At 71.8% G+C, this 24,256-nt stretch carries 18 protein-coding genes; 10 read left to right on the forward strand and 8 right to left on the reverse strand.

What is annotated here, in order from left to right:
- Nucleotides 1–194: 194 nt before the first annotated feature.
- Nucleotides 195–413: a hypothetical protein gene (locus ACFWYW_RS17755; protein ID WP_379618418.1), complete on the reverse strand. Its 219-nt coding sequence runs from the start codon at nucleotides 411–413 to the stop codon at nucleotides 195–197.
- A gap of 46 nt (nucleotides 414–459) precedes the next feature.
- On the opposite strand from ACFWYW_RS17755, the gene ACFWYW_RS17760 reads away from it, so the two are divergent.
- The 5 genes from ACFWYW_RS17760 (at nucleotide 460) to ACFWYW_RS17780 (ending at nucleotide 4,813) form a co-directional block, all read left to right on the forward strand.
- Nucleotides 460–1,653, forward strand: coding sequence for a sensor histidine kinase (locus tag ACFWYW_RS17760; RefSeq protein WP_379618416.1), 1,194 nt, complete (start codon nucleotides 460–462; stop codon nucleotides 1,651–1,653).
- A complete protein-coding gene (locus ACFWYW_RS17765; protein WP_379618414.1) occupies nucleotides 1,650–2,318 on the forward strand; it encodes a response regulator in 669 nt (222 codons plus the stop codon). Before ACFWYW_RS17760 ends, ACFWYW_RS17765 begins: the two co-directional genes overlap by 4 nt.
- Before the next feature lie 98 nt (nucleotides 2,319–2,416).
- The gene (locus ACFWYW_RS17770) at nucleotides 2,417–3,670 is read left to right on the forward strand and encodes a cytochrome ubiquinol oxidase subunit I (protein WP_379618412.1); all 1,254 of its coding nucleotides are present in this window, start codon (nucleotides 2,417–2,419) and stop codon (nucleotides 3,668–3,670) included.
- A 12-nt stretch (nucleotides 3,671–3,682) separates the two neighbouring features.
- The gene (locus tag ACFWYW_RS17775; RefSeq protein WP_379618410.1) at nucleotides 3,683–4,420 is read left to right on the forward strand and encodes a cytochrome d ubiquinol oxidase subunit II; all 738 of its coding nucleotides are present in this window, start codon (nucleotides 3,683–3,685) and stop codon (nucleotides 4,418–4,420) included.
- A 3-nt stretch (nucleotides 4,421–4,423) separates the two neighbouring features.
- Nucleotides 4,424–4,813, forward strand: a complete 390-nt coding sequence (locus ACFWYW_RS17780; RefSeq protein ID WP_379618408.1) for a VOC family protein — start codon at nucleotides 4,424–4,426, stop codon at nucleotides 4,811–4,813.
- A gap of 53 nt (nucleotides 4,814–4,866) precedes the next feature.
- Here ACFWYW_RS17780 and ACFWYW_RS17785 read toward each other — a convergent pair whose 3' ends face one another.
- Nucleotides 4,867–5,370, reverse strand: a complete 504-nt coding sequence (locus ACFWYW_RS17785) for a hypothetical protein (RefSeq protein WP_379618406.1) — start codon at nucleotides 5,368–5,370, stop codon at nucleotides 4,867–4,869.
- Between the two features lie 48 nt (nucleotides 5,371–5,418).
- Nucleotides 5,419–7,080 carry an alpha-amylase family protein gene (locus tag ACFWYW_RS17790; protein WP_379618404.1) on the reverse strand — a complete coding sequence of 554 codons (1,662 nt, stop codon included), beginning with the start codon at nucleotides 7,078–7,080 and terminating at the stop codon, nucleotides 5,419–5,421.
- A 37-nt stretch (nucleotides 7,081–7,117) separates the two neighbouring features.
- Here ACFWYW_RS17790 and ACFWYW_RS17795 point away from each other — a divergent pair, with 37 nt between their 5' ends.
- The gene (locus tag ACFWYW_RS17795; RefSeq protein WP_379618402.1) at nucleotides 7,118–7,459 is read left to right on the forward strand and encodes a hypothetical protein; all 342 of its coding nucleotides are present in this window, start codon (nucleotides 7,118–7,120) and stop codon (nucleotides 7,457–7,459) included.
- Nucleotides 7,460–7,523: 64 nt separating this feature from the next.
- Complete coding sequence (gene secD, locus ACFWYW_RS17800) at nucleotides 7,524–9,773, forward strand: protein translocase subunit SecD (RefSeq protein WP_379618400.1); 2,250 nt, start codon at nucleotides 7,524–7,526, stop codon at nucleotides 9,771–9,773.
- Here secD and ACFWYW_RS17805 read toward each other — a convergent pair.
- Both ACFWYW_RS17805 and ACFWYW_RS17810 read right to left on the reverse strand, forming a co-directional pair.
- Nucleotides 9,770–12,028, reverse strand: a complete 2,259-nt coding sequence (locus ACFWYW_RS17805) for an alpha-L-rhamnosidase C-terminal domain-containing protein (protein ID WP_379618398.1) — start codon at nucleotides 12,026–12,028, stop codon at nucleotides 9,770–9,772. The two genes, secD and ACFWYW_RS17805, sit on opposite strands and share 4 nt — an antisense overlap.
- Nucleotides 12,009–13,349, reverse strand: a complete 1,341-nt coding sequence (locus ACFWYW_RS17810; RefSeq protein ID WP_379618396.1) for an MFS transporter — start codon at nucleotides 13,347–13,349, stop codon at nucleotides 12,009–12,011. Before ACFWYW_RS17810 ends, ACFWYW_RS17805 begins: the two co-directional genes overlap by 20 nt.
- Before the next feature lie 60 nt (nucleotides 13,350–13,409).
- Between ACFWYW_RS17810 and ACFWYW_RS17815 the strand changes: the two genes are divergently transcribed.
- Nucleotides 13,410–14,555 carry a PucR family transcriptional regulator gene (locus tag ACFWYW_RS17815; protein ID WP_379618394.1) on the forward strand — a complete coding sequence of 382 codons (1,146 nt, stop codon included), beginning with the start codon at nucleotides 13,410–13,412 and terminating at the stop codon, nucleotides 14,553–14,555.
- A gap of 113 nt (nucleotides 14,556–14,668) precedes the next feature.
- On the opposite strand, the gene ACFWYW_RS17820 is transcribed toward ACFWYW_RS17815, so the two are convergent.
- A complete protein-coding gene (locus ACFWYW_RS17820; RefSeq protein WP_379618392.1) occupies nucleotides 14,669–15,439 on the reverse strand; it encodes a tyrosine-protein phosphatase in 771 nt (256 codons plus the stop codon).
- Between the two features lie 359 nt (nucleotides 15,440–15,798).
- Between ACFWYW_RS17820 and ACFWYW_RS17825 the strand changes: the two genes are divergently transcribed.
- Nucleotides 15,799–15,999 (forward strand): EF-hand domain-containing protein, encoded by a 201-nt coding sequence (locus tag ACFWYW_RS17825; protein WP_379618390.1) that lies wholly within the window; start codon nucleotides 15,799–15,801, stop codon nucleotides 15,997–15,999.
- Between the two features lie 63 nt (nucleotides 16,000–16,062).
- On the forward strand, nucleotides 16,063–17,229 hold the full coding sequence (locus ACFWYW_RS17830) for a helix-turn-helix domain-containing protein (RefSeq protein WP_379618388.1): 1,167 nt from the start codon (nucleotides 16,063–16,065) through the stop codon (nucleotides 17,227–17,229).
- Here ACFWYW_RS17830 and ccrA read toward each other — a convergent pair.
- The gene (gene ccrA / locus ACFWYW_RS17835) at nucleotides 17,195–18,520 is read right to left on the reverse strand and encodes a crotonyl-CoA carboxylase/reductase (protein WP_379618386.1); all 1,326 of its coding nucleotides are present in this window, start codon (nucleotides 18,518–18,520) and stop codon (nucleotides 17,195–17,197) included. The genes ACFWYW_RS17830 and ccrA overlap by 35 nt on opposite strands.
- Nucleotides 18,517–24,129: an SDR family NAD(P)-dependent oxidoreductase gene (locus ACFWYW_RS17840; RefSeq protein ID WP_379618384.1), complete on the reverse strand. Its 5,613-nt coding sequence runs from the start codon at nucleotides 24,127–24,129 to the stop codon at nucleotides 18,517–18,519. The genes ccrA and ACFWYW_RS17840 overlap by 4 nt, the downstream gene beginning before the upstream one ends.
- Nucleotides 24,130–24,256: the final 127 nt, after the last annotated feature.

Raw genomic sequence — 24,256 nt, forward strand, 5'->3', positions numbered from 1 at the left:
CCTTTGACCTGGCCCTCTGCTCCCCTGACCTGGCCCTGCCGCCAGGGCCTCCGGTCTGCCGTCTCGCCTGCGCACCAGATGCCTTCCGGTGGCCTGCGCCGCCCCCTGCCGTCGCGGCCGCGAACCGTCCCGGCCCCGGCTGCCCTGTTCCGGCCCGAGGAGGGGCTGATCACCGGACGTCGCCGGGGGGCGTTCTAGCCGGTCTCCTGCCGCAGGCGACGGGCGAGATCGTCGCGTCGTCCCTGGAGTTCCACGATCAGCCGGTCCTGGCCGTCGGCCATCTCCAGCAGCTGGGAGCGCTCGACCTGGTCGGTCGCCCCCATGTCCCCGATCTGCTCCCGCAGTTCCAGCGTCGACTGGCGCAACCTGGCCAGATCATCATCTACCTGCTGGAGTTCATCCTTGATGGTCATTCCCCTCACTTACCCACCAGAGGGCGAAGCCGTACACAATGGGCGCATGCCCAGGTTGCAGCCGAGCACGTGGTCGTCGATCGCCGTGATCGCGGCGCTGATCGCCGGGACCGTGCTCACCGGTCGCCTGCGGCCCGAGGTGACGCCCAACGCGCTCGACTTCGCGCTGCCCGCGATCGCCTGTGGCGCGCTGCTGCTGCGGCGCCGCTTTCCCGTGGCCGCGCTACTGGTGGCCGCGGTGTGCACGGCGCTCTACTATCCGTACGCCCGCCTCGACGGCCCGCTGCTGCTGATCTTCCTGGTCGCCCTGTACAACGCGGCCGACCAGGGGCACCTGATCGCCGCGATCGCCACCGGCGCCGCCTCCGTGCTCGGGATGGGGATCGGGGAGATGGGCGAAGCCCGGCACGTGGACGACTCGCAGTTCGTGATGATCGGCGGCTGGGTGGTGGCCGCCATCGCGTTCGGCGGGGTGACCAAGAACCGGCGGGCCTTCCAGCACGAGGCCGAGCAACGTGCCCTCGACGCCGAGCACACCAAGGAGGAAGAGGCCCGGCGCCGCGAGACCGAGGAACGCCTGCGCATCGCCCGCGAGCTCCACGACGTCCTGGGACACAACATCTCCCTGATCAACGTGCAGGCCGGGTCGGCGCTCCACGGGCTGAAGAAGCGGCCGGAGGACGCCGAGACCGCGCTGCGTACGATCAAGGACACCAGCAAGGAGACGCTCAGGCAGCTGAGAACCACGCTCGGGGTACTGCGGCAGGTGGACGAGGAAGCGCCCACCGCCCCTGCCGACAGCCTGGATCGCCTGGATGAGCTGGTGAAACGTTCCGGGCTGAAGGTGGTGGCGACGGTCGCGGGCGAGGTGTCGGGGCTGCCCGCGCAGGTGGACCTGGCCGCCACCCGCATCATCCAGGAGTCGCTGACCAACATCACCCGACATTCCGGCACTAACCAAGCAACCGTCACCATCACCCGCACATCCGGAAATATCGTGGTCAAGGTGGAGGACGACGGGCCGGGCGCGGTCTACACCGACGGCAGCGGCTTCGGCGTGCAGGGCATGCGCGAGCGCGCCACCGCACTGGGCGGCACCCTGGACGCCAGCCCCCGCCCCGGCCGCGGCTTCACGGTCGTCGCCACCCTCCCCCTCACCACCCCACCGCACCAGAACGGCCCCGCCCCCACCACCCAGGAGGGTCCGGCGGACACTCACGTACAGGATGGAAAGCGATGATTCGCGCGCTGCTCGCCGATGACCAGAACCTGGTCAGGGCCGGGTTCAGGTCGATTCTGACCGACGAGGACGACATCGAGGTGGTCGGCGAGGCCGCGAACGGCACGCAGGCCGTCGTCAAAGCCCGCGAGCTGCGCCCCGACGTCGTGCTCATGGACATCCGCATGCCCGAGCTCGACGGCCTGGAGGCCACCAGCCAGATCGTCACCGACCCCCGGCTGGACGGGGTGAAGGTGATCATCCTGACCACGTTCGACCTGGACGACTACGTCTACGGCGCGCTCAAGGCGGGCGCCAGCGGCTTCCTGGTCAAGGACACGGAACCGGCCGAGCTCATCCACGCGGTCAGGGTCGTGGCCAGGGGTGACGCGCTCATCGCGCCGTCGGTCACGCGCCGGTTGATCGCGGAGTTCGCCGGGCGGGTCAAGCGTCCCGAGCCGGGTCCCGAGCTCAACGCGCTGACCGAGCGGGAACGCGAGGTGATGGTGCTGGTGGCCGCCGGCCTGTCCAACGACGAGATCGCCGAGAAGCTGGTGCTCAGCCCGGCCACCGCGAAGACGCACGTCAGCCGCATCATGACCAAGCTGCGCCTGCGCGACCGCGCCCAGCTCGTGGTGCTGGCGTACGAGGCGGGCATGATCACGCCGGGGTGGCTTACTCCCTGAGATGTACGCCGGGCCGTCAAGGGACCGTGAAAGTTGCGGGCCAGGTGCCCGCCGGAGCATGACGCCGGGACGGTGACCGTACCGGGATCGTCCTTGGCATGGACACCGTTGAGCTCGCCCGGTTGCAGTTCGCCCTCACGGCGGGGGCGCATTTCCTGTTCGTCGCCCTGACGCTTGGCCTGGCCACGCTGGTGGCGGTGATCCAGACCAGGGCGACCCTGACGCGCAGCCCGGTCCACCTGCGGATGACGCGGTTCTGGGGCCAGCTCTACATCATCAACTACGCGATGGGCATCGTCACCGGCATCGTGATGGAGTTCCAGTTCGGCCTGTCGTGGAGCGGGCTGACGGAGTTCGCGGGCAACGTGTTCGGCGCCTCGCTGGCGATCGAGACGCTGGTGGCGTTCTTCATCGAGTCGACGTTCCTGGGGCTGTGGATCTTCGGCTGGAACCGGCTGAACCGCTGGGCGCACCTGGCGCTGATCTGGGTGGTGACGCTGACGGCGTACGCGTCGGCGTTCTGGATCCTGATCTCCAACGGCTTCCTGCAGAACCCGGTCGGCTACCGGATGACCGGCGGCGTGATGGAGCTGGTCGACTTCGGCGCGCTGGCGTCGAACCCGGCGGCCCTGGTGGCGTTCGGGCACGTGCTGGGCGGCGCGATGGTCGTGGGCGGGTTCTTCATGGCCGGGGTGAGCGCCTACCACCTGCGGCGGCGTACCACCGAGCAGGACTTCTTCCGCAAGTCGCTGCGGATCGGCGTCGCGGTGGCGCTGCCCGCGACGCTTGTCACCGCGATCTTCGGCGGGATGGGCTTCGCGACGCTGCAGCCGGCGAAGGCGGCCGTCTGGTCGGGGGTGGCCGAGGACATGGCCCGCGCCCAGGCCGACATGGTCGCGCGGTTCGGGCCCGGCGACTACCTGCCGCCGATCGGGTGGGTGCAGGGGGCGGGCACGACGATGATGATCCTTTTCGCGGTGATGTTGTTCTTCTCGGCGGCGAGCTTCCTGTTCATGCTGATCCGGCCGGTGGTGCGCGGGTTCCGGCTCTGGCACTGGATGCTGACGCTGATGATCCCGGTGCCGTTCGTCACGATGATCGCCGGGTGGATCTTCCGCGAGATGGGACGCCAGCCGTGGGCCGTCTACGGGCTGCTGAAGACCTCGGACGCGGTCTCGCCGGTGGGCGCGGGACAGATGCTCACCTCGCTGATCGTGTTCACGAGCCTGTTCGGGGTGCTGATCCTGCTCAACTACTGGCTGCTGGCCCGCCAGGCCCGCCGGGGCCCGGACGCCACCGCGCTCGGGGCCGTCGAGCAGGCTCCCGTGGGCCGGCCCGCCCTGACCTTCTGAGAGGACGCGATCATGGAGATCTTCATTCTGGGCTTCTTCGCCGTCGGGTACCTGGTCCTGGCCGGGGCCGACATCGGGGTCGGGATGCTGCTGCCGTACCTCGGAAGGGACCTTGACGAGCGGCGTGAGGTGATCGCCGCGATCGCGCCCTTCTTCCTCGGCAACGAGGTGTGGCTGGTGGCGACGGGCGGCGTGCTGGCGGGGCTGTTCCCGCACGTGGAGGGCGAGCTGATGGGCGGGCCCGGCTTCCTGGCGGTGGTGGGACTGCTGGCAGCGTGGATCGTCCGCGACATGGGCCTGTGGCTGCGCGGACGGGTGCCGGGGGCCCGGTGGCGGGCGTTCTGGGACGGCGCGATCGTGGCGGGGAGCTGGGGGCTGGCGCTGGCCTGGGGCACGCTGCTGAGCGGGCTGCTGCTGGACGTCTCCTGGCCGGCCGCGCTCCTGCCGGCGCTGGCGGTGGCGGCGCTGTTCGGCACGCACGGGCTGGCCTTCGCCTCGCTGCGGCTGACGGGGACGCTGCGAGAGCGGGCCAGGGTGCTCTCCCCCGGTGACGGCGAGCTGCGCACGTACGCGCTGACCGCGGGCGCGCTGGCGGCGGTCGGTCTCCTGGCCGGTTCCGGCCTGCACCTGGAGGCGGCGAACGGCTGGCTGACGCCGGTGATCCTGGTCCTGATCCCGTTCCTGGTGGCTTCGCAGGCGTGGGTGTGGTGGACCTTCCGCCACCGGGTGACCGGCCCGTCTTACCTTTGACCCATGAAAGTACGTGAACTGCGACTTGTCGTGACCGCCGAGGACTACGAGGAAGCGGTCCGTTTCTACCGCGACGCGCTCGGCCTGCCCGAGCGCGCCGCCTACTCCTCACCGGACGGCCGCGTGACCATCCTGGAGGCCGGCCGGGCCACCCTGGAGATCGCCGACCCCGCCCAGGCGGACTTCATCGACGCCGTCGAGGTGGGCAGGCGTGTGGCCGGGCACATCAGGGTCGCCTTCGAGGTGGACGACTCGACGGCCGTCACGCGCGAGCTGACCGACGCCGGCGCCACCCTGGTCGCCGAGCCGACCAGAACCCCCTGGGACTCCCTGAACTCCCGCCTGGAGGGCCCCGCCGGACTCCAGTTGACCCTTTTCGAAGAACTCTCCTAGCCGGTACGGCCGGGCGGCCCCCTCCTCCGCCGCCCGGTCGTACCGCGGGCCGGTCAGATCACCACGTGCACGCAGACGTCGATGTGCGACGTGCCGAAGGCGGCCATCTCCTGGGCCATCGCCGACACCTGGTCGGCGAGCTCGGGAGCCTCGCCCGCCAGGTCGTCGCTGACCGCCTGGTACACGATGGCGGCCTCCACGTAGTCGGCCGGCTCCAGCCGCATCTTCCGTATCTCGACGAGCGTCGGCTGGGACAGCGAGGGCAGGCCGGAGATCGGCCACGGGATCGGCGGGAACTTGATCCTCGGCGGGGTGCCGCACCAGTCGTCGACGATCTCCGTCAGGTAGCCGGACACCTCGGCCATGGCCTCTTTGCGGTCCTCGGCGAACATGACCCGGTTGAGGATGTAGGCCGCGTTGGCCTCGGTGACCATCTTCGCCAGGGTGGGGCTCGGGTCGGGGCCATAGGCCTCGGCGAACATCTTTCGTGCGGGCGCGTACTCCTCGCGCCGGCGCAGAAGGCGCAGGAATTCCTTGCTCACGGACATCTTTGCCATGGCAGGAGCTTGCGCCCAGAACGGGAACCCCGCATGAGTAGCCCCTACTCATTGCGCCTTGACCGAGGCGTCCTCCGGCGGCACCTCCCGCGGCGCCGCGCGCAACCACCGGCACCCGTGCGGGTCCATGGGAACCTCCGCCAGCCCCTCGCCGGAGACCTTCAGCGTGCCGTCCGTCAGCAGGTCGGTGAGCAGGTAGTTCGCCAGCCCGTCGAGCTGGAGCCGGATGTCGGTGGCGCTGTCGCTGAGGTTGTGCGCCACCACGACCGTGGCGTCGTCGGCGTCGCAGCGGTGCGCGAAGACGGACGGGTGCCCGGAGTCCAGCACCGTGCACTCGCCCCAGGCCAGTTCCGGGCATTCCCGGTAACGCTCGATGAGCAGCTGGATCCAGCGCAGCAGCGACCCGGTGTCGCGCTTCTGGTCCGCGACGTTGACGCGCTCCGGCCGGAAGGCGCCCTCGGGGATCTCGCGTACCGGCTCGGCGGGCGAGAAGCCGCCCTCGGCCGACCACTGCATCGGGCTGCGCACCGCCATCCTGCCCTCGGCCGCGAGGTCCTCCCCCATGCCGATCTCCTCGCCGTAGAAGAGCACCGGCGTGCCGGGCAGGGAGAACATCAGGCTGTAGGCCATCTTGATCCGGCGCGGGTCGCCGCCGAGCATGGACGGCAGCCGCCGCCGCAGGCCGCGGCCGAAGATCTGCATGTCCTCCTCGGGGCCGAACGCCGCGAAGACCTCCTGCCGCTCGTCCTCGGTCAGCTTGTCGAGGGTCAGCTCGTCGTGGTTGCGCAGGAACACCGCCCACTGGCAGTCCTTGGGCGGCCGGGGACGCTCGCGCAACGCCTCGGCGATCGGCGCGGCCTCGGATCTGGCCAGCGCCAGCCAGGTCCGCTGCATGCCGACGAAGTCGAAGCACATCGTGAGCTGGTCGCCCAGGCCCGACCCGAAGTAGGGCAGGAGCTCAGGGTAGGGCACGTTGACCTCGCCCAGCAGGATCGAGCTGCCCTCCCTACGGCTCATGAAGGCCCGCAGATCGGCCAGGAAGTCGTGCGGGTCGGCCAGCTCGGGTGAGATGTTCTCGATGACGAACGGCACCGCGTCCACCCGGAACCCCGACAGCCCGAGCTCCATCCAGAAGCCGAGCACCCGCACGATCTCGTCGCGCACCTCCGGGTTGGCCACGTTCAGGTCCGGCTGGTGGCGGTAGAAGCTGTGCAGGTAGTACTGCCCGGAACCCTCGTCCCACTCCCAGAGGCTGTCCTCCTTGTCCGGGAAGACGATCTGCTCCGGGTCGTCGGGCTCGGGCTCGTCCGACCAGACGTACCAGTCGCGCAGGCGCGCGTCCCGGCCCGAGCGCGAGTCGGCGAACCACGGATGCTCGTCCGAGGTGTGGTTGATCACGAGGTCGGCGATGACCCGCAGGCCGCGGTCCTTGGCCGTGCGCATGAACTCCACGAAGTCGCCGAGCGTCCCCAGCCGGGGGTCCACGGTGTAGAAGTCGGTCACGTCGTAGCCGTCGTCCCGGTTCGGCGTCGGGAAGAACGGCATCAGCCACAGGCACGTCACCCCGAGCCCGGCCAGGTAGTCGATCTGCTGGGTGAGCCCGCGGAAATCGCCCACGCCGTCGTCGTTGCCGTCCTTGAACGTCTCCACGTCCAGGCAGTAGATGACGGCGTTCTTCCACCAGAGGTCGCTCGTGTAGGTCAGTCTCACGGGCTCCCCGCTACCCGGTCCGGGGTACGGTGAACGCATGAGGAGCCGGTTGTCCGCCGCCGTGCTCCTTGTGCTGTCCACGCTCTTCCTGGGTGGCGGCCTGCCCGCGCAGCACGCGATGGCGATCTCCGCCCAGGCCACCGCCGCCCCCGCCGACCAGAGCGGCCACCGGCAGGCGGCGCCGCAGCCGGGCAAGCCGAAGGCCGCCGCCGACACCGGTTCGCATCATGGGTTCGGCGGGCTGGCCGTACCTCCGCCGAGAGCGCATGAGGTACGGCTCGCGCGCGGTCTCGCCCGCACCGGCGGCGACCACCACGTGCCCGCGGCCGAGCGCCCGCGCGCCCATCCCGCCCGCGCCCCGCCACTCCACAGCGCCTGACCTTTCCTTTCCTGGCCGAGGGGCCCCTTAGTGCCGCCTCGGCGTCAAGCCTGTGGAGGCTCCCATGTCACGTGCGCCCTTGTGGCGCGCGGTGGCGGCGCTGGCCGTCATCGCGACCTCTTTGTTCCTGGCGTTCACCATGTCGCCGCGGCTCGGGCTCGACCTGCGCGGCGGCACTCAGCTCGTGTTCGAGGCGAGGGACTCGCCGACCGTCAAGGCGGACGCCGCCGCCACCGACCGGGCGTTGCAGGTGTTGCAACGCCGTGCCGACGCGCTCGGCGTGGTCGATCCGACGCTGGTCCGCTCGGGTGAGAAGCGGATCATCGTCGAACTGCCCGGCGTGCTCGACCCGCGCAAGGCCGCCGACGTGATCGGGCGGACCGCGCAGTTGTCCTTCCACGCGGTGCAGGGGCTCGACTCCACCGGCAAGGGGCTGCCGGACGAGTCGGGGCAGAAGCTCACGCTCGGGCCCGCGGTCATCACCGGTGAGGGGGTGACGGACGCCGGTGCCCGTACCGATCCGCAGCAGGGGCCCGGCTGGTTCGTCACCGTCGACTTCCGCGAGCCGGGGCCCTGGCAGAAGCTCACCGGGGCCGCCGCCTGCGAGCCCATGGGCGACCCCAAGCGCCGGGTCGCGATCGTGCTCGACAACAAGATCATTTCTTCGCCGGAGGTGGTCCAGGAGACGCCGTGCCGGGCCGGCATGCCCGGCGGGCGTACCTCGATCACCGGCAACTTCGCCGCCCAGGAGGCCACCGACCTGTCCGTGCTGATCAAGGGCGGCTCGCTGCCGGTGCCGCTGGAGATCGTCGAGCAGCGGACGGTCGGCCCCACGCTGGGCGCCGACGCCATCGCGGCCAGCGCCAAGGCGGGCGTGGTCGGCGTGGCGCTCACCGCGCTGTTCATCATCGTGATCTACCGCGTGGTCGGCCTGCTGGCGGCGCTCGCCCTGGCCGCCTACGCGCTGATCTCCTACGCGGCCCTCGTCGCGCTCGGCGCGACCCTCACGCTGCCCGGCCTCGCCGGGTTCGTGCTGGCGATCGGCATGGCCGTCGACGCCAACGTGCTGGTCTTCGAAAGAGCCAGGGAGGAGTACGGCGCCGCCGGCGCGACCCGCGTCAAGGGCCCCAAGGCCCGCGGTATGGGCCAGGCGCTCAACCGGGGCTTCAAGAACGCCTGGAGCGCCATCGCCGACTCCAACGTCACCACCCTGCTCGCCGCCGGCCTGCTGTTCTGGCTGGCCTCGGGCCCGGTGAAGGGGTTCGGCGTGACGCTGTCGATCGGCGTGCTGGCCTCGCTGATCTCCGCCCTGCTGATCACCCGCGTGCTCGCCCACTGGATCATCGACCGGGTGCCGCCCAAGGTCTCCGGGCTCGGCTCGGTCGGCCGGATCCGGCTGTGGCTCACCGCGCGCAACCCCGACCTGATGGGCCGGCGCAAGCTCTGGATCGCGGTCGCGGGCGGGCTGCTGGTGCTGGCGTTCGCCGGGCTGGCGGTACGCGGGCTGAACTTCGGCGTGGAGTTCACCGGCGGGCGGATCATGGAGTTCGCCACCAGCAAGCCGGTCGGCGCGGACGCCGCCAGGAAGCTCGTCTCCGACGCGGGCTTCCCCAACGCGGTCGTACAGTCCTCGAACGACGCCATCTCCGTGCGTACCGGACAGATCTCCGCCGACGAGGTGGTGAAGATCCAGGGGGCGCTGGGCGAGGTCACCAAGCAGCGTGACGAGCTGATCGGGCCCTCGCTCGGCGAGGAGCTGCGGCGCAACGCGCTGATCGCGCTCGGCGTGGCGCTGGCCGCGCAGCTCGTCTACCTGGCGGTGCGCTTCCGCTGGACGTTCGGGGCGGCGGCGGTGAGCGCGCTGTTCGTGGACGCCGTCGTGGTGCTGGGCGCCTTCGCCTGGATGGGCAAGCCGATCGACGGGGTGTTCCTGGCGGCGATGCTCACGATCGTCGGCTACTCGGTCAACGACAAGGTGGTGGTCTTCGACCGGGTCAGGGAGATGTGGACCGCCCAGCCGAAGACCTCCTTCGCCACCGTGGTGAACGGCGCGATCCTGCAGACCGTGCCACGCACCGTGAACACCGGGCTCGGGGCCCTGTTCATCCTCGCGGCGCTGGCCGTGTTCGGCGGCGACTCGCTGCGCGACTTCGCGATCGCGCTGCTCATCGGCATCGTGGCGGGCACGCTGTCGTCGTCGTTCGTGGCCGGGCCGACGGCCATCGCGCTGGAGCGCCGTAGCAAGCAGCCGCCACCGCAGCCGCCGAAGCCCCGCTCCCGCCGTACCCGCGAGGGTTCGGGCGCGGTGGTCTAAGGCCGCACGATCTCCACCGGCACGGGGGCGTCCACCTTGATCTCCGTGCCGTGGACCTCGACCTCGATCAGACCGTGCGGCGAGGGTACGGCCCCGCGCGCCCAGGCCAGCTCGCCCAGCCTGGGCGCCACCCGCACCCTGGTGTAGCCGGGTTCGGCCGGCGTGATCCCCAGGGTGTGGACGAGCAGGTCGCGCGCGGGCGTGGCGGACCAGCCGTGGCAGTAGGAGCCGCCGTCCCAGCACTCCCGGAACGTCCCCGCCTCGGTCAACGCGGTCCAGTCCCGGCAGAGCCCGGCGATCCGGTCGGCCGCGCCCAGCAGGGCCAGCGCGTCGTGCACGACGTAGCGGAAGAACGGCTGCGCCCCCACGACCCGCCTGTCCACGTCCCAGTCGGGGGCGGGGCGCAGGCTGACCGGGTCGGTGGAGATCGGGCCGTCGCGGTCGGCGCCGCGTGCGCCCATCGGGCTGCGGGTGAACATGGCCCGCCGGTCCAGGAGCAGCTCGCGAACCGCCGGGTGCCGGGAGGCGGGCACGAGCCCGGCGCAGACCGCCGCGGCGGCCGTGTGCTCGCTGACCGACCCGCTGAGCAGGTGGTCGCGGTAGGCGGCGCGCCGTACGTCCCAGAAGACCTCGAAGCCGCGGGCCAGCGCGGCGTGCAGGTCGCGCGCCCACCACGCGCGGCCGAGATCGCCGAGCCACTCGGCCATCTCCGCGAAGTCGGCCAGCGCCCGGCCCCACAGGGCGTTCAGCGCGGCACTGGTCCCGCGCACCTGGACGGGCGACCAGTCGATCAGCACCCATCCGGTGACGTCGTGCAGCAGGCCGTCGTCACCCCGGAAGGGCAGGAACCAGCGCAGCACGCCTTCCGCGCTCGCCAGCAGTCCGGCGACGAGCTCACGGTCGCCGGTGTAGCGGTACAGGTTGTGCACGGACCTGATCCAGTGCAGCGACCAGTCGGGGATCGTCGGCAGGTCCTGGGCCGCGAAGTCGCCGGCGACCACCATCGGCAGCATCCCGTCGGGGCGAGGCTGCGCGGCCAGTGCCGGGTGGTGGCGGGCGAGGCTCCAGTCGGGGTTGGCGACCAGGTCCACGGACTGGTGCACGACCGAGTCGCCGGTCCAGGCCCGCTGCTCGCGGGTGGGGCAGTCGATGTAGGCGTCGTGGGCGGTCAGGTCCACGGTGCGCAGCGCCGTCCGGAACACGGCGTCGAGTTCGGGGTCGGAGCAGGTGAAGTACGGCCCCGCCGGGCGCGGGCGCAGCCGCTCGACCACCTCGACCGAGGCGACCTCGGCGCCGCCGGTGACCTCCAGCACCGCGTACCGGCCGCCTACCGGGTCGGTCATCTCGAAGACGTCGTCGTGGCCGCGCAGCGTGTAGGCGAACCGGTTGGCGATCTCCAGCCCGGCCGGGGTCACGACCTCGGCGACCGCGCCGCTGACCGTCGCCCCCGCCTTCCCGCGTACGGCCAGCCGCAGCGTCCCGCTGACCACCTGCCCGAAGTCGGCCACCGGGCCGGGGCCGAGTTCTGCCTGCCGTACCGAGGAGGTGAGCGGCGGGATCGGCCGGGGGCGCAGCGCGCCGAACGGGTCGGAGGGCGGATGGGAGTCCGGGTTGCCGCCGACGACCGCACGCGCCTCGATGACCCGGACGGGCTGCCAGAAGCCGTCGTGACAAGGGTCGTCGTCGCAGGGGCCTTCGTCGTGGTCGGGTAGCGTCCAGCGCGGGTCGAGTTCTCTGGCGTCGAAGATCTCGGGTAGTTGGGAGAGCAAGTGGTGTCTGGGTTCGGCGGGGGTCCAGGCGGCCGGTTCGTGGCACGACCAGGTCTCGTCGGTGACCAGCCACTCCTCGCCCAGCCGCAGCTCGGCGACCAGGCAGCCGCCGCCCAGCGTGAAGGTCGGCGGCGACGGTTCCCACCAGGGGGTGGCGTGGCCGTAGAAGCGGGCCAGGACGGCGACGGCGTTGCGGCCCTCGCGCAGCGCGGGCGCGGCGTCACCGGTGTCGTAGTACAGCGTGCGCGGGCCGTGCCGGACCGGTCCGCGGGCCAGTTCCGTCCCGTTGACGTAGAGCACGTACCGGGAGTCGGCCGTGACCCGGAAGGGCGCGGTATCCGGGACTTCGTCCAGCGTGAACACGCGCCGGAACAGCACCCGCCGGTCGTACGCCTCCGGCAGCAGCGAACCGCGCGCGGCGGGGCGGATCGTGGGGCGGGGCGACCAGATCCACTGGCCGCGCCACCTACCGGGCGGAAACCGCATCGGACTCCCTCCGCTGGGCCAGCTCACCGGCCACGCGCGTGGCCAGTTGCCGGGAGATGGGGTAGAGCGCGAACAGCACGGCGGCCAGCAGCGCCAGGCCGCCGGGCAGCAGCGACTGGGCCAGCACGATGCCGCGCAGCCCCTCGGCGGTCTGTTCCTGCCCGGCCAGGTAGCCGGTCATCGCGAGCGTGTAGCCGGTCAGTGCCGCGCCGATGCCGCCACCTGCCTTGGCGGCGAACGAGCCGAGCGAGGCCATCGCGCCCTCGACGCGGTAGCCGTGCCGCCATTCGACGTAGTCCACGAGCTCGGCGACGATCACGTAGATCATGGTGAGCGCGCCGCCTCCGCCGAACGCGGTCACGCCGAGGGCGACCAGGGCCACCGGCCAGCCCGTGGCGGGCACGACCAGCAGGGCGCCGATCGCGATCGCCTCCAGCACCAGGGCGCCGACGAAGGTGGCCTTGTAGCCGGAGAAGCGCGCCAGCCAGGGGAAGACGATCGTACCGAGGGCCGTCGGGACGACCGTGGCCAGCGCGGCCACGGCGATCAGGCCGCGGTCGCCGACGAAGTACGTGAAGTAGTAGGCCATCCCGGCGCTGCGTGCCCCGCCGGCCGCGGTCAGGGCGATGACCGTGCCGAGCAGGATGATCACCGCCTTGTCGGCCAGGAGCATTCTGGCCAGGTCGCGCCAGCCGTACCTGTCCTGGCGGACCGGTGTGACCCGCTCGCGCACCCTGGTCGCGGCGAGCGAGGTGAGCAGGAGCGAGACCACGGCCAGGCCGATCACGAACGCCGGCCAGCCGATCCGGTCGGCCAGCGGCAGCGCCGCCGCGGTCACCACCGCGCCGCCGAACAGGTAGGAGAACGCCTTGATGCCGGAGAGCTGGCGGCGGTCACCGGGATGCGTGGCCATGGCCGGGATCAGCGAGTTGAGCGGGATGTCCATAAGGTCGAAGGCGAACCCCCACAGCAGGTACGCCACCCAGACCGCCACCAGCGGCGCCGGCGACAGCGCCGGAGCCAGGAACAACGCGACGAAGCTGAAGGCGCCGATGGCCCCACCGACCAGAAGGTAGGTGCGGAACCTGCCCCACCGGGTGACCGGCAGGTGGTCGACCACGTAACCCATCACCGGGTCGCTGACGCCGTCGACGATGCGCGCGACGAGGAACAGCGTGCCGACCGCGGCGGCGGCCAGCCCGATCTCGTCGGTCAGGTAGATCAGCAGGAACGAGTTGATCGTCGTGCTGAACACGATGTTGCCCACGTTGCCGGCGAAGAAGCCGGCCTTCTCCGCGAGGCCTACCCTGGGCGTTGTCATGCGTTACATAGTTGAATGGCCGGACCGAGGAATCTATTGGAGCGATTCGCAGAGTTCATTGTGACCGATGACAAAGAGCTGACGATCGGCGGCGTGAGCGTGCACCGCCGGCTGGCGCACGAGCGGGCCCGGCTGGCCCGCGTGCTCGTGGCGCGGATGCTGGCCGACGTCGAGCACTACCGCGACCTGCCCGCTGGGGAAGTGGCCCACGACATCGTCACGCTGGTCGAGGAGAATCTCCTGGCGCTGTCGCGGGCGCTGCGCGAGCGTACGGTGCCCGCCGAGCCGGGCGGCCGGGTCGCCGAGACCGCGATCAGGGGCGCCGAGCAGGGCATGCCGCCCGGCGCGCTCATCGAGGCCTATCACCTGGCCTTCGCCGAGACCTGGCGGACTCTGACCGCGCGGGCGGAACCCGGCGACCTGGCCGACGTACTGGCCTGTACCGAGCTGATCCTCGCCTACACGCGGCGGGTCACCGAGGTGGTCACCTCCGCCTACTTCGACGAGCGCAGCCGCCTGTCGGCCGAGGAGCGCGACGAACGGCACCGCCTCCTGTCGGCCCTGCTCAACGGCGAGCACGTGGACGGCCTCGCCCCCGCCTACACGGTCCTGTCGTTGTCGGCCGGGGAGGGCGGCGCGGTCGCCACGCGGCGCAAGCTGCACCGGATCGAGCGCGAACTGGAGGCGTTCGCGCCCGGCACGCTCTTCGACCGGCCCACGGGCGCCGCGCTGCTGCCCTGGTCGGGGCCGTGGGAGCGGCTGGAACTCCTGGTGGGACGGCTGGCGGAGGCGGGCCGCGGGCCGGTGACCGCCGCGGCGGCCCACGCCACGCCCACGGAGGTGCCCGAGCAGATGCGGCAGACCCGGGAGGTGCTGGACGTCGTGGGCTGGTTCGGCCGCGGGCCCGGCCTCTACCGGCTGACGGACGTGCTGCTGGAGTACCAGCTCACCCGGCCGACCGCCGCCTCCCGCGAACTGGCCGCATTGCTCGATCCGCTGGACGCGTACCCGGAGTTGCTGCGCACGCTGGAGGTCCACCTGCGCCACGGGCGGTCCCGCCGGGCCACGGCCGAGGCGCTGCACCTGCACCCCAACACCGTGGACTACCGGCTGCGCCGGGTGGCGGCGCTGACCGGGCTGGATCCGGCCGGGGACGCGCATGTGCAGCGGGTGGGGGCGGCGCTGGCGGCCAGGATGAGCCGTTAGTGGAGAAGGCGTGCGTGGAGCAGGCGTGCATGAAGCAGGCGTGGTTGGAGGAGGCGTGGTTGGAGGAGGCGTGGTTGGAGGAGGCGTGGTTGGAGGAGGCTTAGGTGGCGGCGTTAGTGGAGGTAGAGGTCGCGGAGGGCTTGGAGGTCGATGTCGGTCAGGCCAAGGCCTTGCCGTACATAGCCTGAAATATCGCCGTATGTGGTTGTGATCTGGTCGAAAGCGGCGTTGAGGTAGTCCTCGCGGACCTCCAGCAGCGGGCGGACCAGCTCGCGGTCGATGCCGTGCTGGGCCGCCAGCGCGTAGACGCCCACGGCCAGGGCTTCCAGGTGGGCGTTGCTGGCCAGGTAGTCGGCCATGACGGTCTCGCGGTCCACGCCCAGCAGGGTGAGGAGCAGGGCGGCGGCCCAGCCGGTGCGGTCCTTGCCGGCGGTGCAGTGGAAGAGGGTGCCGGGCTTGGCGAGGGCGCGCAGGAGGTCGGCGTAGGCCTCGTGGGCCTCCTGGGTGGTGATGAAGGAGCGGTAGACCTCGACGATGAAGTTCTCCGCGTCCCGCGGTGAGCGCAGCGCCTCCGCCTGTTCGGGAGAGGTGAACAGCGAGGCGATGTCGGCCCCGTGGCCGCCACCGCGCTGCACGTCCAGCACGAGGTAGGTGATGCCGTCGGCCAGGCGGTCGGGCTGCTCGGCGCGTTCGGTGGAGGTACGCAGGTCGCACACCAGCCGCACACCGGCGTCGTACAGGCGGCGCTGGTCCTGCTCGTCGAGCCGGTCGAGGGCGCCGGCCCGGAAGGCCAAGCCGGTGCGGACCTTCCTGCCGTCCCGGGTGGCCTGACCGCCGATGTCACGCAGGTTGGGCGCGGACTGGATGACGAGATTTTCCCCCATGAGACCCGACCCTAGCCGGATATTTCCGACTTGCGGCCCAACGCCAGACCCTCCTCAAGGTGCGCCGAGCGCAGAGCTGTGCTGCGGATCGGGGGAAGGGATGGTTGTCGCGTCGAACCGCTCCGGGTTCTGTCGGAGGTCGCGTTCCCGGGCTCGGGTGGGCACCCGCCGAGAGTTCCGCGACGGCGCGGTGTCCGTCGAGATCGGGGGCTCGGGATGGACGCATGCCCCGAGCGGGTTCGAAGGGGGGATCGGTGGGGTAGGCGTGGTCCCTCGACAAACGCCTGCAAGTCGTGGCATTTATCGACTCGCCCCGCCGATTCGCCACTAAGGTCTGACCCGACACAGGAGGAACATCAATGAACGACTACGAGGCGACCTTCAAGCTGATCGACGCCGACAACGACGGGCTCATCTCGCCCGAGGAGTTCGTGCGGCTGATGGAGATCATGGGCCAGCCGGTCACGCTTGAGCGCGCCGAAGAGGCAGTCAAGCAGCTGGACCTCGACGGCGACGGGCTGATCAACGTGCGGGAGCTCGGCACTTTCCTCGAACGGTGACAAAAACAAGCACTTGCTACCCACTCTTCTGGCGCATCAGTCACAATGGCGTCGGGAGGGACCATGGCCATCAGGAGCGACACCCGGACGCCCGCGGACGTCGTGACGACACTCCGGCAAGGCATCGGCCGGGTCTCCACCGAGGTGATCGAGGAGATCCAGGCCCGCATCCCCGAGTACGCCCGCCCCTCGGACGAGGTGTACATCAAGGTCATCCGGATGGCCGTGGAGCAGGCCATCTACGGCTTCCTCGACCGCATCGAGAATCCTGACGCCGCCTGGGACCCCGAGCCGTTCCGCATGATCGGCCGGGGCGAGGCCGCCGAGGGCCGCAACCTCGAACCCCTGCAGACCGCGCTGCGTCTCGGCGCCCGGGTGGGCTGGCGGCGGCTCACCGAGATCGCCGGGCCGCTCGGCCTGTCCCCCCAGTCGCTCTACGACCTGGGCGAGGCCATCTTCGTCTACCTCGACCAGCTCGCCGACGCCGCCGCGGAAGGGTTCGACGAGGCGAAGGCCCACGCCGCCGGAGAGATCGAACGCCGCCGCACCCGCCTGCTCGACCTGCTGCTCAGCCAGCCGCCCGCCGGCCAGGAGGCGATCGCCGATCTGGCCAAGGCGGCCGGCTGGCGGCTGCCCAAGACCGTGGCCTGCGTGGCGCTGGGCGACCAGCACGGCGCCTACCGCCGGCCCGCGCTGCCGCCCGACGTGCTCACCGGTCTCGAGCGTGCCCATCCGTGCCTGCTCGTGCCCGATCCACGCGGGCAGGGCCAGGCGATGGATGTCGCGCTGCGGGGGTTGAAGGCGGCGATCGGGCCCGCCGTACCCCTTGCTTCGGCTTCGACGTCGCTACGGTGGGCCAGCGAGGCGCTGGAGCTGTCCGCGCGCGGCGTGCTGCCGCGCGGGCTTCTGAGGTGCGCCGACCACATGGCGACGCTGGTCGTGTTCAAGGACGAGGAGCTGGTCGACGCGCTGGCCGAGACGCGGCTCGCGCCGCTGGCGCACCTGCGGCCCACCCAGCAGGACCGGCTGGCGGAGACGTTGCTGGCCTGGCTGCGCCACGGCAGGGGCGCCGGCGAGGTGGCCGCGCGGCTGCACGTGCACCCGCAGACCGTCCGCTACCGGCTGCGGCAGTTGGAGGAGCTCTACGGCGACCAACTCGCCGACCCCGACATCCGCTTTGAGCTGGAGATCGTGCTCAGGGCGCGGCAGGCGCTCGGCGGAACAACCTGAGCCGTTCCTCCCCGATCCGCGCCCGCAGCGCGTGGTCCTCGACCCCGAGGTCCTCACCGGGCGCGAGCGCGAGCACCCCGACCTTCCCGACATGCCGGTTCGTCTGTACGGCCCGCGCCGCCTCCCCCGCCCGCTCCAGCGGATAGACCCGCGACAGCGTCGGATGCACCATCCCCAGCGAGATCAGCCGGTTGACCTCGTGGCACTCCTGGTAGTTCGCCCCGTGGGAGCCGATGATCCGCTTGAGCTTCATCCACAGGTGCCGGTTGTCGTAGGCGTGGTCGTAGCCGCTCGACGACCCGCACGTCACCACCGCGCCGCCGCGCTTGGCCACGTAGACCGAGGCCCCGAACGTCTCCCGGCCCGTGTGCTCGAACACGATCCCCGGATCCTCCCCCACCAGCCTGCGCACCTCGGCCCCGAGCCGCCGCCAGTCCTTCTCGTCGGCCAGATCATCGAACCCCGACCGGTCGATCACATGCTCACACCCCATGGCGCGCAGCAACTCGCCCTTCTCCGGCGAGCTCACCACCCCGACCGGAATGCCGCCCCCATTTTTCACAAGCTGCACGCCGTACCCGCCGAGCCCGCCCGTCGCCCCCCACAACAGCACGACGTCGCCCTGCCGCATCCGCGCGCCGCGCTCCCCCACCAGCATCCGGTACGCGGTCGCGGCGCACAGCAGGTTGCAGGCCGCCTCTTCCCAGCTCAGATGCCGCGGCTTGGCCAGCAACTGGGTCGCCTTGACCACCGCGAAGTCCGCCAGCCCGCCGAAATTGGTCTCGAACCCCCAGGCCCGCAGGTCCGCGGCCAGCATCCCGTCGTGCTGGGCGATCGGGTCCTCGCCGTCCACGTACGCTGGCCCGGCCACCACCCGGTCGCCGACCTTCCACCGGCGTACGGCCGCGCCCGTGCGCACGACCACGCCCGCGGCGTCGGAGCCCAGGACGTGCGTGGACAGGTCGTGGCGCGGGTCGGTACGGCCCAGCCGTTCCAGGAAGGCGAAGGTCGGGATCGGCTCGAACATCGCCGACCACACCGTGTTGTAGTTGATCGCGCTGGCCATGACCGCGACCAGCACCTCGTCCGGGGCCAGCTCCGGCATCGGCACCTGGCCCACGTGCAGCGAAAGCCGTACGTCCTTGTCGGTGTCGGTGTTGGTGTGAGGGGCCACCTTGAACATGCCGACCTCGTCGCGGTGGATGTAGGCGGCGCGGTAGGTGGGGGGCACGTCCAGGCGGGCCAGTTCCTCGGGCGGCGCTCCGGCGGCCACGGCCTGTGCCAGGTTCATAGCAGGTCCTCCAGATGGGCGGCGACGAACTCGACGTGGGGCGGGTCCAGAAGGTTGAGGTGGTGCGAGCCCGGCACCTCGACGATCTCCAGGGCGGGACTGAACGGGGCGAAGCCTCTGGCCGGGTCGTCGTGGTGCAGGTAGCGAGCGTCCTCCACGGCCCAGGGCGTGGGCTCCGTGCTGCGGTACAGGACCACGCGGCCGGTGTGGACTCCCGGGCGGTAGCGCTCGATGGCGCGGGTGTCCTCGTGGGAGGTGATCTGGTGGCGGAGGATGGCCGGGCTGAGCATGCTCAGGACGCCCGATTCGGCGATGCGCGCCTCCGCCAGGTCCAGTTGTCCCTGCTCGTCCAGCGAGGCCAGCTCGTCCCGCTCCAGCCGCACCCGCACCCCATACGTTCTCCCGAGATATCCCGCGAAATCCGCATATCTCCCGGCATGCAGCAGCCGCCTGTCCTCCTCCGGCACCACCTCGGGCAGCCCGGAGTCGATCATCACCACGATCTCGCAGTCGGCGCCCAGCAACCGCCCCGTCTCAAAAGCCAGAATCCCCCCGAACGACCACCCACCCAGCCGGTACGGCCCCGGCCCCGTGCGCCGGATCTGCTCGGCATACCGGGCCGCACGCTCAGGAATCCCCAGCTCAGGATCGTCAATCCGCTCCAGCCCGAAAACCGGCAGAGCCAGCCGGGAAGCCAGCAACGTGTAGACCCCGGTCGTCCCCCCGGCCGGATGCCCCAGGAACAACGCCCCCCGAACCACCAACTCGGGGTGCGTTCGGGCGTGGCGGTTGAGAGGGCGGAGGAGTCCGCGTTCCGCCTCCACCTCGTCCACCGCCCTGATGGCGTCGGCCAGGTCGCAGATCCGCGCCTCGGGTGTCCCGGCGGTGACGACCCGGCTGCCCACCTCACGCCCCAGCACGTCCAGCGCCACCGGCACCACCTCGGGCGGCACGGTGTCGGTGACCGAAGGCTCGTACCCCATCAACCCGGCCAGCACCCGCACCACCTGCCGCTCAGCCGCGTCCCGGGGCCCGATCACCCGGGCGGGCGCCCCGGTCACCGCCGCGACCAGTTCCCCGAGCGTCCCGCCGTTGAGCAGCGGCGCCACCGGCACCACCACCCCGAAGTCGTACTCGATCAGCCCCCGCAACCGCGTGGCCGCCAGCGAGTCCAGCCCCAGCTCGGTGAGTACGCTCCCGTCATCGAGCCGCCCGGCGTCAACCCCCAGCACCGCCGCCACCCGCCCCCGGACCCGCGCGGACACGTCCCCGCCCGCCTCCGCCTCCCCTTCCACCACCTCAGAGAAGTACGGCATGCGCCCAACCCCCGGAAACGCCGCCACCGCCGCCCCGGCATCCAGCTTGACCACCCCGGCCGAACACTCCCGCAGCACAAGCGCCTCCAGCGCCTCGATCCCCTCGTCCACGGTGAGCGCCTCAACAGCAGGCAGCGCAGAAGCGCAGGCCCCTGCCCAAGTCCCCCAGTCGACGGAGACAGCCGCCGCTCCCTCCGCCCGGCGTACCTGGCAGAGCGCGTCCAGCCAGGCGTTGGCGGCGGCGTAGGCGCCCTGCCCAGGCGAGCCCAGCAACGCGGCCGCCGAGGAGAACGCCACCCACCAGTCCGCCCCCCGAGTGGCCTCGTGCAGCCGGAGCCCACCGGTCACCTTCCCGTTCCACACCCTGTGGAGACTGTCGGCGTCGAGGTCGGCTATCAGCCGGTCGTCGAGCACCCCGGCCGCGTGCACCACCCCACGCAGCCGCACGCCGCCCTCGGTAGCGGCCTCGGCGAGCCGCTCCGCCGTACCGTCCTCGGCCAGATCCCCCACGACCACCACCGCACCGGCCGGCAGCCCGGTGAGATCCCCGGGAGCGGAGCGGCCGTTCAACACGATCCGCGTGGCCCCCCGGCCGGCCAGCCACCGCGCGACCGCCAGCCCGAGCCGCCCGAACCCACCCGTCACCACGTACGCCCCCGGCCCCACCACCGGATCCCCACGCCCAAGCCGGGCGGGCGGCAGGTCCACGCGCCTGAGCCGGGCGGCGTAGCGGGTGCCGTCCCGCCAGGCCACCTCGTCCTCGGCGTCGTCGCAGGCCCATTCCCTGTCCAGAACGGCGAGGTCGTCCACGTCCACCAGCACGGCCCGCAACTCCGGACGTTCCAGGGCCAGCACCCTGACCAGCCCCCGCAACGACGCGGGCCCGGGATCGGGCTTCTCCCCGTCGAGTACGGCCTGCGCCCGCCGGGTCACGATCGTCAGCCGTTCGCCCGGGGAGGCCTCGCGGGCGATGCGCAGGATCAGCTCCCGCGTACCCGCCGGGTCCAGCCCGCGCGGCACCACGAACACCGACCGAGGCCCCGATCCCTCCTCGCCAGGAGGCGCTTCGACCCAGACCCGCTCCACCAGCTTGTCCTCCAGCCGGGCCGGAACCTCGTGCGGCGGAACATCCCGGAGTTCCACGCCCTCCAACGTCCCGTCCGCGCATACCCGCCGGACCCTCTCCAAGCCGTCCGCCGCCGGGCCGGGCGTGAGCGCGGCGGTGCCGTACACCTTCCAGATTCCGGCGGCGTCCTTGGCGCTGACCCGGACGACCTCGCCGGACAGCGTCACCGTGACGCGCGCGGGCAGCGGCAGGAGAGCGTGCAGCACGACGTCGTGCAACGGCACCGCGCCGTGGACCTCGCGGGCGGCGGCGTGGGCGAGGCGGGCGACCACGGTGACCGGCAGTACCGGGCGGCCGTGGCGGTGCCAGGTGGCGGGACCGAGGCGCCATGGGGCGTCGGACAGGTCGTCCAGGGCGGTACTCCACGCGTGGCCGTCCGGGGCCTCGACGTGCGCGCCCAGCAGGCGGTGAACGCCATCGGCCGGTGTCGCGGCGCGGCGGTGCGGCGGGACCCAGTGACGCTCGTGCCGCCAGGGCGCGTGCGGGACGTCCACGATCCGCCCGGTCGTCCTCGGCGGGACGGCGGCGGCCACCGTCGCCACCTGAGCGTAGAACTCCGCATCGTCCTCGCGGCGGAGCGAGTGGGTGACGAGCGCCCCGCCGGAGTCGGTGAGCGTGTCGTGGAGGGCGGAGGTGAGAAGGGGATGGGGGCTGATTTCGGTGAAGACGGTGAATCCGTCTTCGGCGGCGGCGCGTACCGCCTGGGCCAGGCGCACCGGCCGGCGCACTCCGGCCGCCCAGTACGCGGCCTCGAAGACCGGCACCTCCTGCGGGTCGTCCAAGACCGTCGAGTAGTACGGCAGCGCCGGCTTACCCGGATCGATCCCGGCCAGTTCCTCCCTGATCAGCGGCAACAACGGCTTGACCTGCGGCGAATGCCCGGCGCCTTCGGCGGTCAGCGTCCTGGCCAGCCGGCCCGAGGCGGCGATCTTCCCGGCGAACTCGGCCACCAGGCCTGGGTCACCGGTGATCACGGTCTGGCGGGGTGAGGTGTGGACGGCGATGTGGAGGGTGTCCGGGATCTCGTCCGCCGCCGCCTCGACGATCGCCATCGCGCCGCCGCCGCCGAGTGTGCCCAGGAGCCGGGCGCGGCGGCAGATCACCCGGACCGCGTCATGCGGGCTCAGCCCACCGGCCACCACCGCGGCGGCCACCTCGCCCATCGAGTGGCCGATCACGGCGGCGGGGCGGATGCCGTACGCCTGCCAGAGCCTGGCGAGGGCGATCTGGGTGGCGAAGATCAGGGGCTGGGCCTGGGCGACGCCCTCGGGGGTCGTCCAGAGGTCGATGCCCGCTTCCGCTCTCAGGAGCGGGGCCAGGTCGTCGAGGGCGGCCCGGTAGGCGGGTTCCGTCTCGTAGAGGTGGCGGCCCATGGCGCGCCACTGCCCGCCGTACCCGCTGAAGACCCATACGGGACCCGCGCAGACGGGCGGGAGGGTGAACGGGCGGGCGGTGCGCAGGCCTTCGGCGAGTTCGGCGGAGGTGGCGGCCACGACGGCGGCGGCGGTCCTTCCCCGTCCGGCCCGCCTGGCCAGCGTGTGCGCCACGTCCGCCAATGCCTGGTCCCGGCCGGTGACCCACTCCGCCAGCAGGTCGGCGTGGGACCGCACCCGGTCGGCGCCGATGTCGCTGATCGTGAACACGTGCTTCGCGGTGCCGGGCGCGAGGACGGTGGCGGGAGGGGCGGCGGTGAGGGCTATGTGGGCGTTGGTGCCGCCGAAGCCGAACGAGGACACCCCCGCCCGAGGCCGTGGCCAGGGGGTGGGTTCGGTGACGACGGACAGGCGCTCCCACGGGATGTGCGGGTTGGGGGTCGTGAAGTGGATGCTGGGCGGGATGACGCCATGGTGCAGCGCCAGGACGGTCTTGATGAGGCCGGTCACGCCCGCCGCCGCCTCCAGGTGGCCGAGGTTCGACTTGGCCGAGCCCAGCAGCACCCGCCCGCCGGGGAACGCGGCGGCCACGGCCGCGGCCTCGATCGGATCGCCCAGGTACGTGCCGGTTCCGTGGGCCTCGATGTAGGCGGGCTCGGGGAGGCCGGCGTGTACCTGTCTCAGCAGCGACTCCTGCGCCTCCGGGTTGGGGGCGACCAGGCCGTTGGAGCGGCCGTCCTGGTTGACGCCGGTGCCGGTGATCACGGCCAGCACGCGGTCGCCGTCGCGCAGCGCGTCGGGGAGCCGTTTGAGCACCACGACGCCGCAGCCTTCCGCGCGTACCATGCCGTCGGCCGAGGCGTCGAACGCGCGGCATCGGCCGGTGGGCGAGGTGCCGCCGCCCTGGTCGAAGGCCATGGTGATGATCGGTGACAGCAGCAGGTTGACGCCGGCCGCCACCGCCAGGTCGCTCTCTCCGGCGCGCAGGCTGCGGACCGCCAGGTGGGTCGCCACCAGTGAGGACGAGCAGGCGGTGTCGACGGCCAGGGAGGGTCCGCGCAGGTCGAGTAGGTAGGACAGGCGGTTCGCGGCGATGCTCAACGCCGCCCCGGTCGCCGTCCAGGCATCGACCTTGGCGGGGTCGGCGGTGGTCAGATAGGCATACTCATTCCCGGAAATACCAACAAATGTCCCGGTACGGCTCCCGCGCAACCCCCGAGGCGCGATACCGGCGTGCTCCAGCGCCTCCCAAGCGGTCTCCAGCAGCAACCGGTGCTGCGGATCCATGACAGCCGCCTCACCGGGCGCGATGCCGAAGAACTCGGCGTCGAACCCGGCCACGTCCGCCAGGAACCCGCCGTGCCGGGTCGTCCTGGCCAGCGCGTCCCCGGCCGAGGCGGAGCCGTCGTCGAACGGCGCCCAGCGGGAGCCGGGCACGGTCCCGACCGCGTCCCGGCCGTCCAGGAGCAGCCGCCAGAACTCCTCCGGCCCGTGCGCGCCCGGCACCCGGCACCCGGCTCCGACCACCGCGATCGGCTCGTCCTCCGCGCGCGCGTGCTGCCGGCGTGAGATCGCGGGAGGCTCGGACAGGGCGCGGACCAACTGGTTCACGGTCGGGCTGGCCCAGACGAGGGTGGGGCTCAGATCCCGGCCGAGCAGTTCCGACAGCTCTCCCGCCACCGCCACGGCGTCCCTGGACGACAGTCCGTACTCCTCCAGCGGCCGGTCCGGATCGACCTCCTCGCCGGCCAGCCGGGCCGCGAGCCGTTCAAGGAGAAAGCCACGGACGTCCACGTGCGCTCCCATACTGCCGGGGTGATCGGCCAACCTACCCACGAGGCCGGGGCCGGGGGCAGGCCCGTGCCGAACATTCCTCCGGAGCGATTTGTCACGCGGGTGACAACTGGCGGGCCGATTCGTT

Origin of the sequence: Nonomuraea sp. NPDC059023 (assembly GCF_042740095.1) — a bacterium.
Classification (GTDB): Bacteria; Actinomycetota; Actinomycetes; order Streptosporangiales; family Streptosporangiaceae; genus Nonomuraea.

Bases quoted from the DNA above. Each gene is read 5' to 3' on its own strand.
- ACFWYW_RS17830 (WP_379618388.1), top strand. From the start codon at position 16,063: ATGGCCATCAGGAGCGACACCCGGACGCCCGCGGACGTCGTGACGACA.
- ACFWYW_RS17810 (WP_379618396.1), bottom strand. From the start codon at position 13,349: ATGACAACGCCCAGGGTAGGCCTCGCGGAGAAGGCCGGCTTCTTCGCC.
- ACFWYW_RS17775 (WP_379618410.1), top strand. From the start codon at position 3,683: ATGGAGATCTTCATTCTGGGCTTCTTCGCCGTCGGGTACCTGGTCCTG.
- ACFWYW_RS17795 (WP_379618402.1), top strand. From the start codon at position 7,118: ATGAGGAGCCGGTTGTCCGCCGCCGTGCTCCTTGTGCTGTCCACGCTC.
- ACFWYW_RS17805 (WP_379618398.1), bottom strand. From the start codon at position 12,028: ATGCGGTTTCCGCCCGGTAGGTGGCGCGGCCAGTGGATCTGGTCGCCC.
- ACFWYW_RS17755 (WP_379618418.1), bottom strand. From the start codon at position 413: ATGACCATCAAGGATGAACTCCAGCAGGTAGATGATGATCTGGCCAGG.
- ACFWYW_RS17760 (WP_379618416.1), top strand. From the start codon at position 460: ATGCCCAGGTTGCAGCCGAGCACGTGGTCGTCGATCGCCGTGATCGCG.
- ACFWYW_RS17780 (WP_379618408.1), top strand. From the start codon at position 4,424: ATGAAAGTACGTGAACTGCGACTTGTCGTGACCGCCGAGGACTACGAG.
- ACFWYW_RS17770 (WP_379618412.1), top strand. From the start codon at position 2,417: ATGGACACCGTTGAGCTCGCCCGGTTGCAGTTCGCCCTCACGGCGGGG.
- ccrA (WP_379618386.1), bottom strand. From the start codon at position 18,520: ATGAACCTGGCACAGGCCGTGGCCGCCGGAGCGCCGCCCGAGGAACTG.
- secD (WP_379618400.1), top strand. From the start codon at position 7,524: ATGTCACGTGCGCCCTTGTGGCGCGCGGTGGCGGCGCTGGCCGTCATC.
- ACFWYW_RS17765 (WP_379618414.1), top strand. From the start codon at position 1,650: ATGATTCGCGCGCTGCTCGCCGATGACCAGAACCTGGTCAGGGCCGGG.
- ACFWYW_RS17785 (WP_379618406.1), bottom strand. From the start codon at position 5,370: ATGGCAAAGATGTCCGTGAGCAAGGAATTCCTGCGCCTTCTGCGCCGG.
- ACFWYW_RS17820 (WP_379618392.1), bottom strand. From the start codon at position 15,439: ATGGGGGAAAATCTCGTCATCCAGTCCGCGCCCAACCTGCGTGACATC.
- ACFWYW_RS17825 (WP_379618390.1), top strand. From the start codon at position 15,799: ATGAACGACTACGAGGCGACCTTCAAGCTGATCGACGCCGACAACGAC.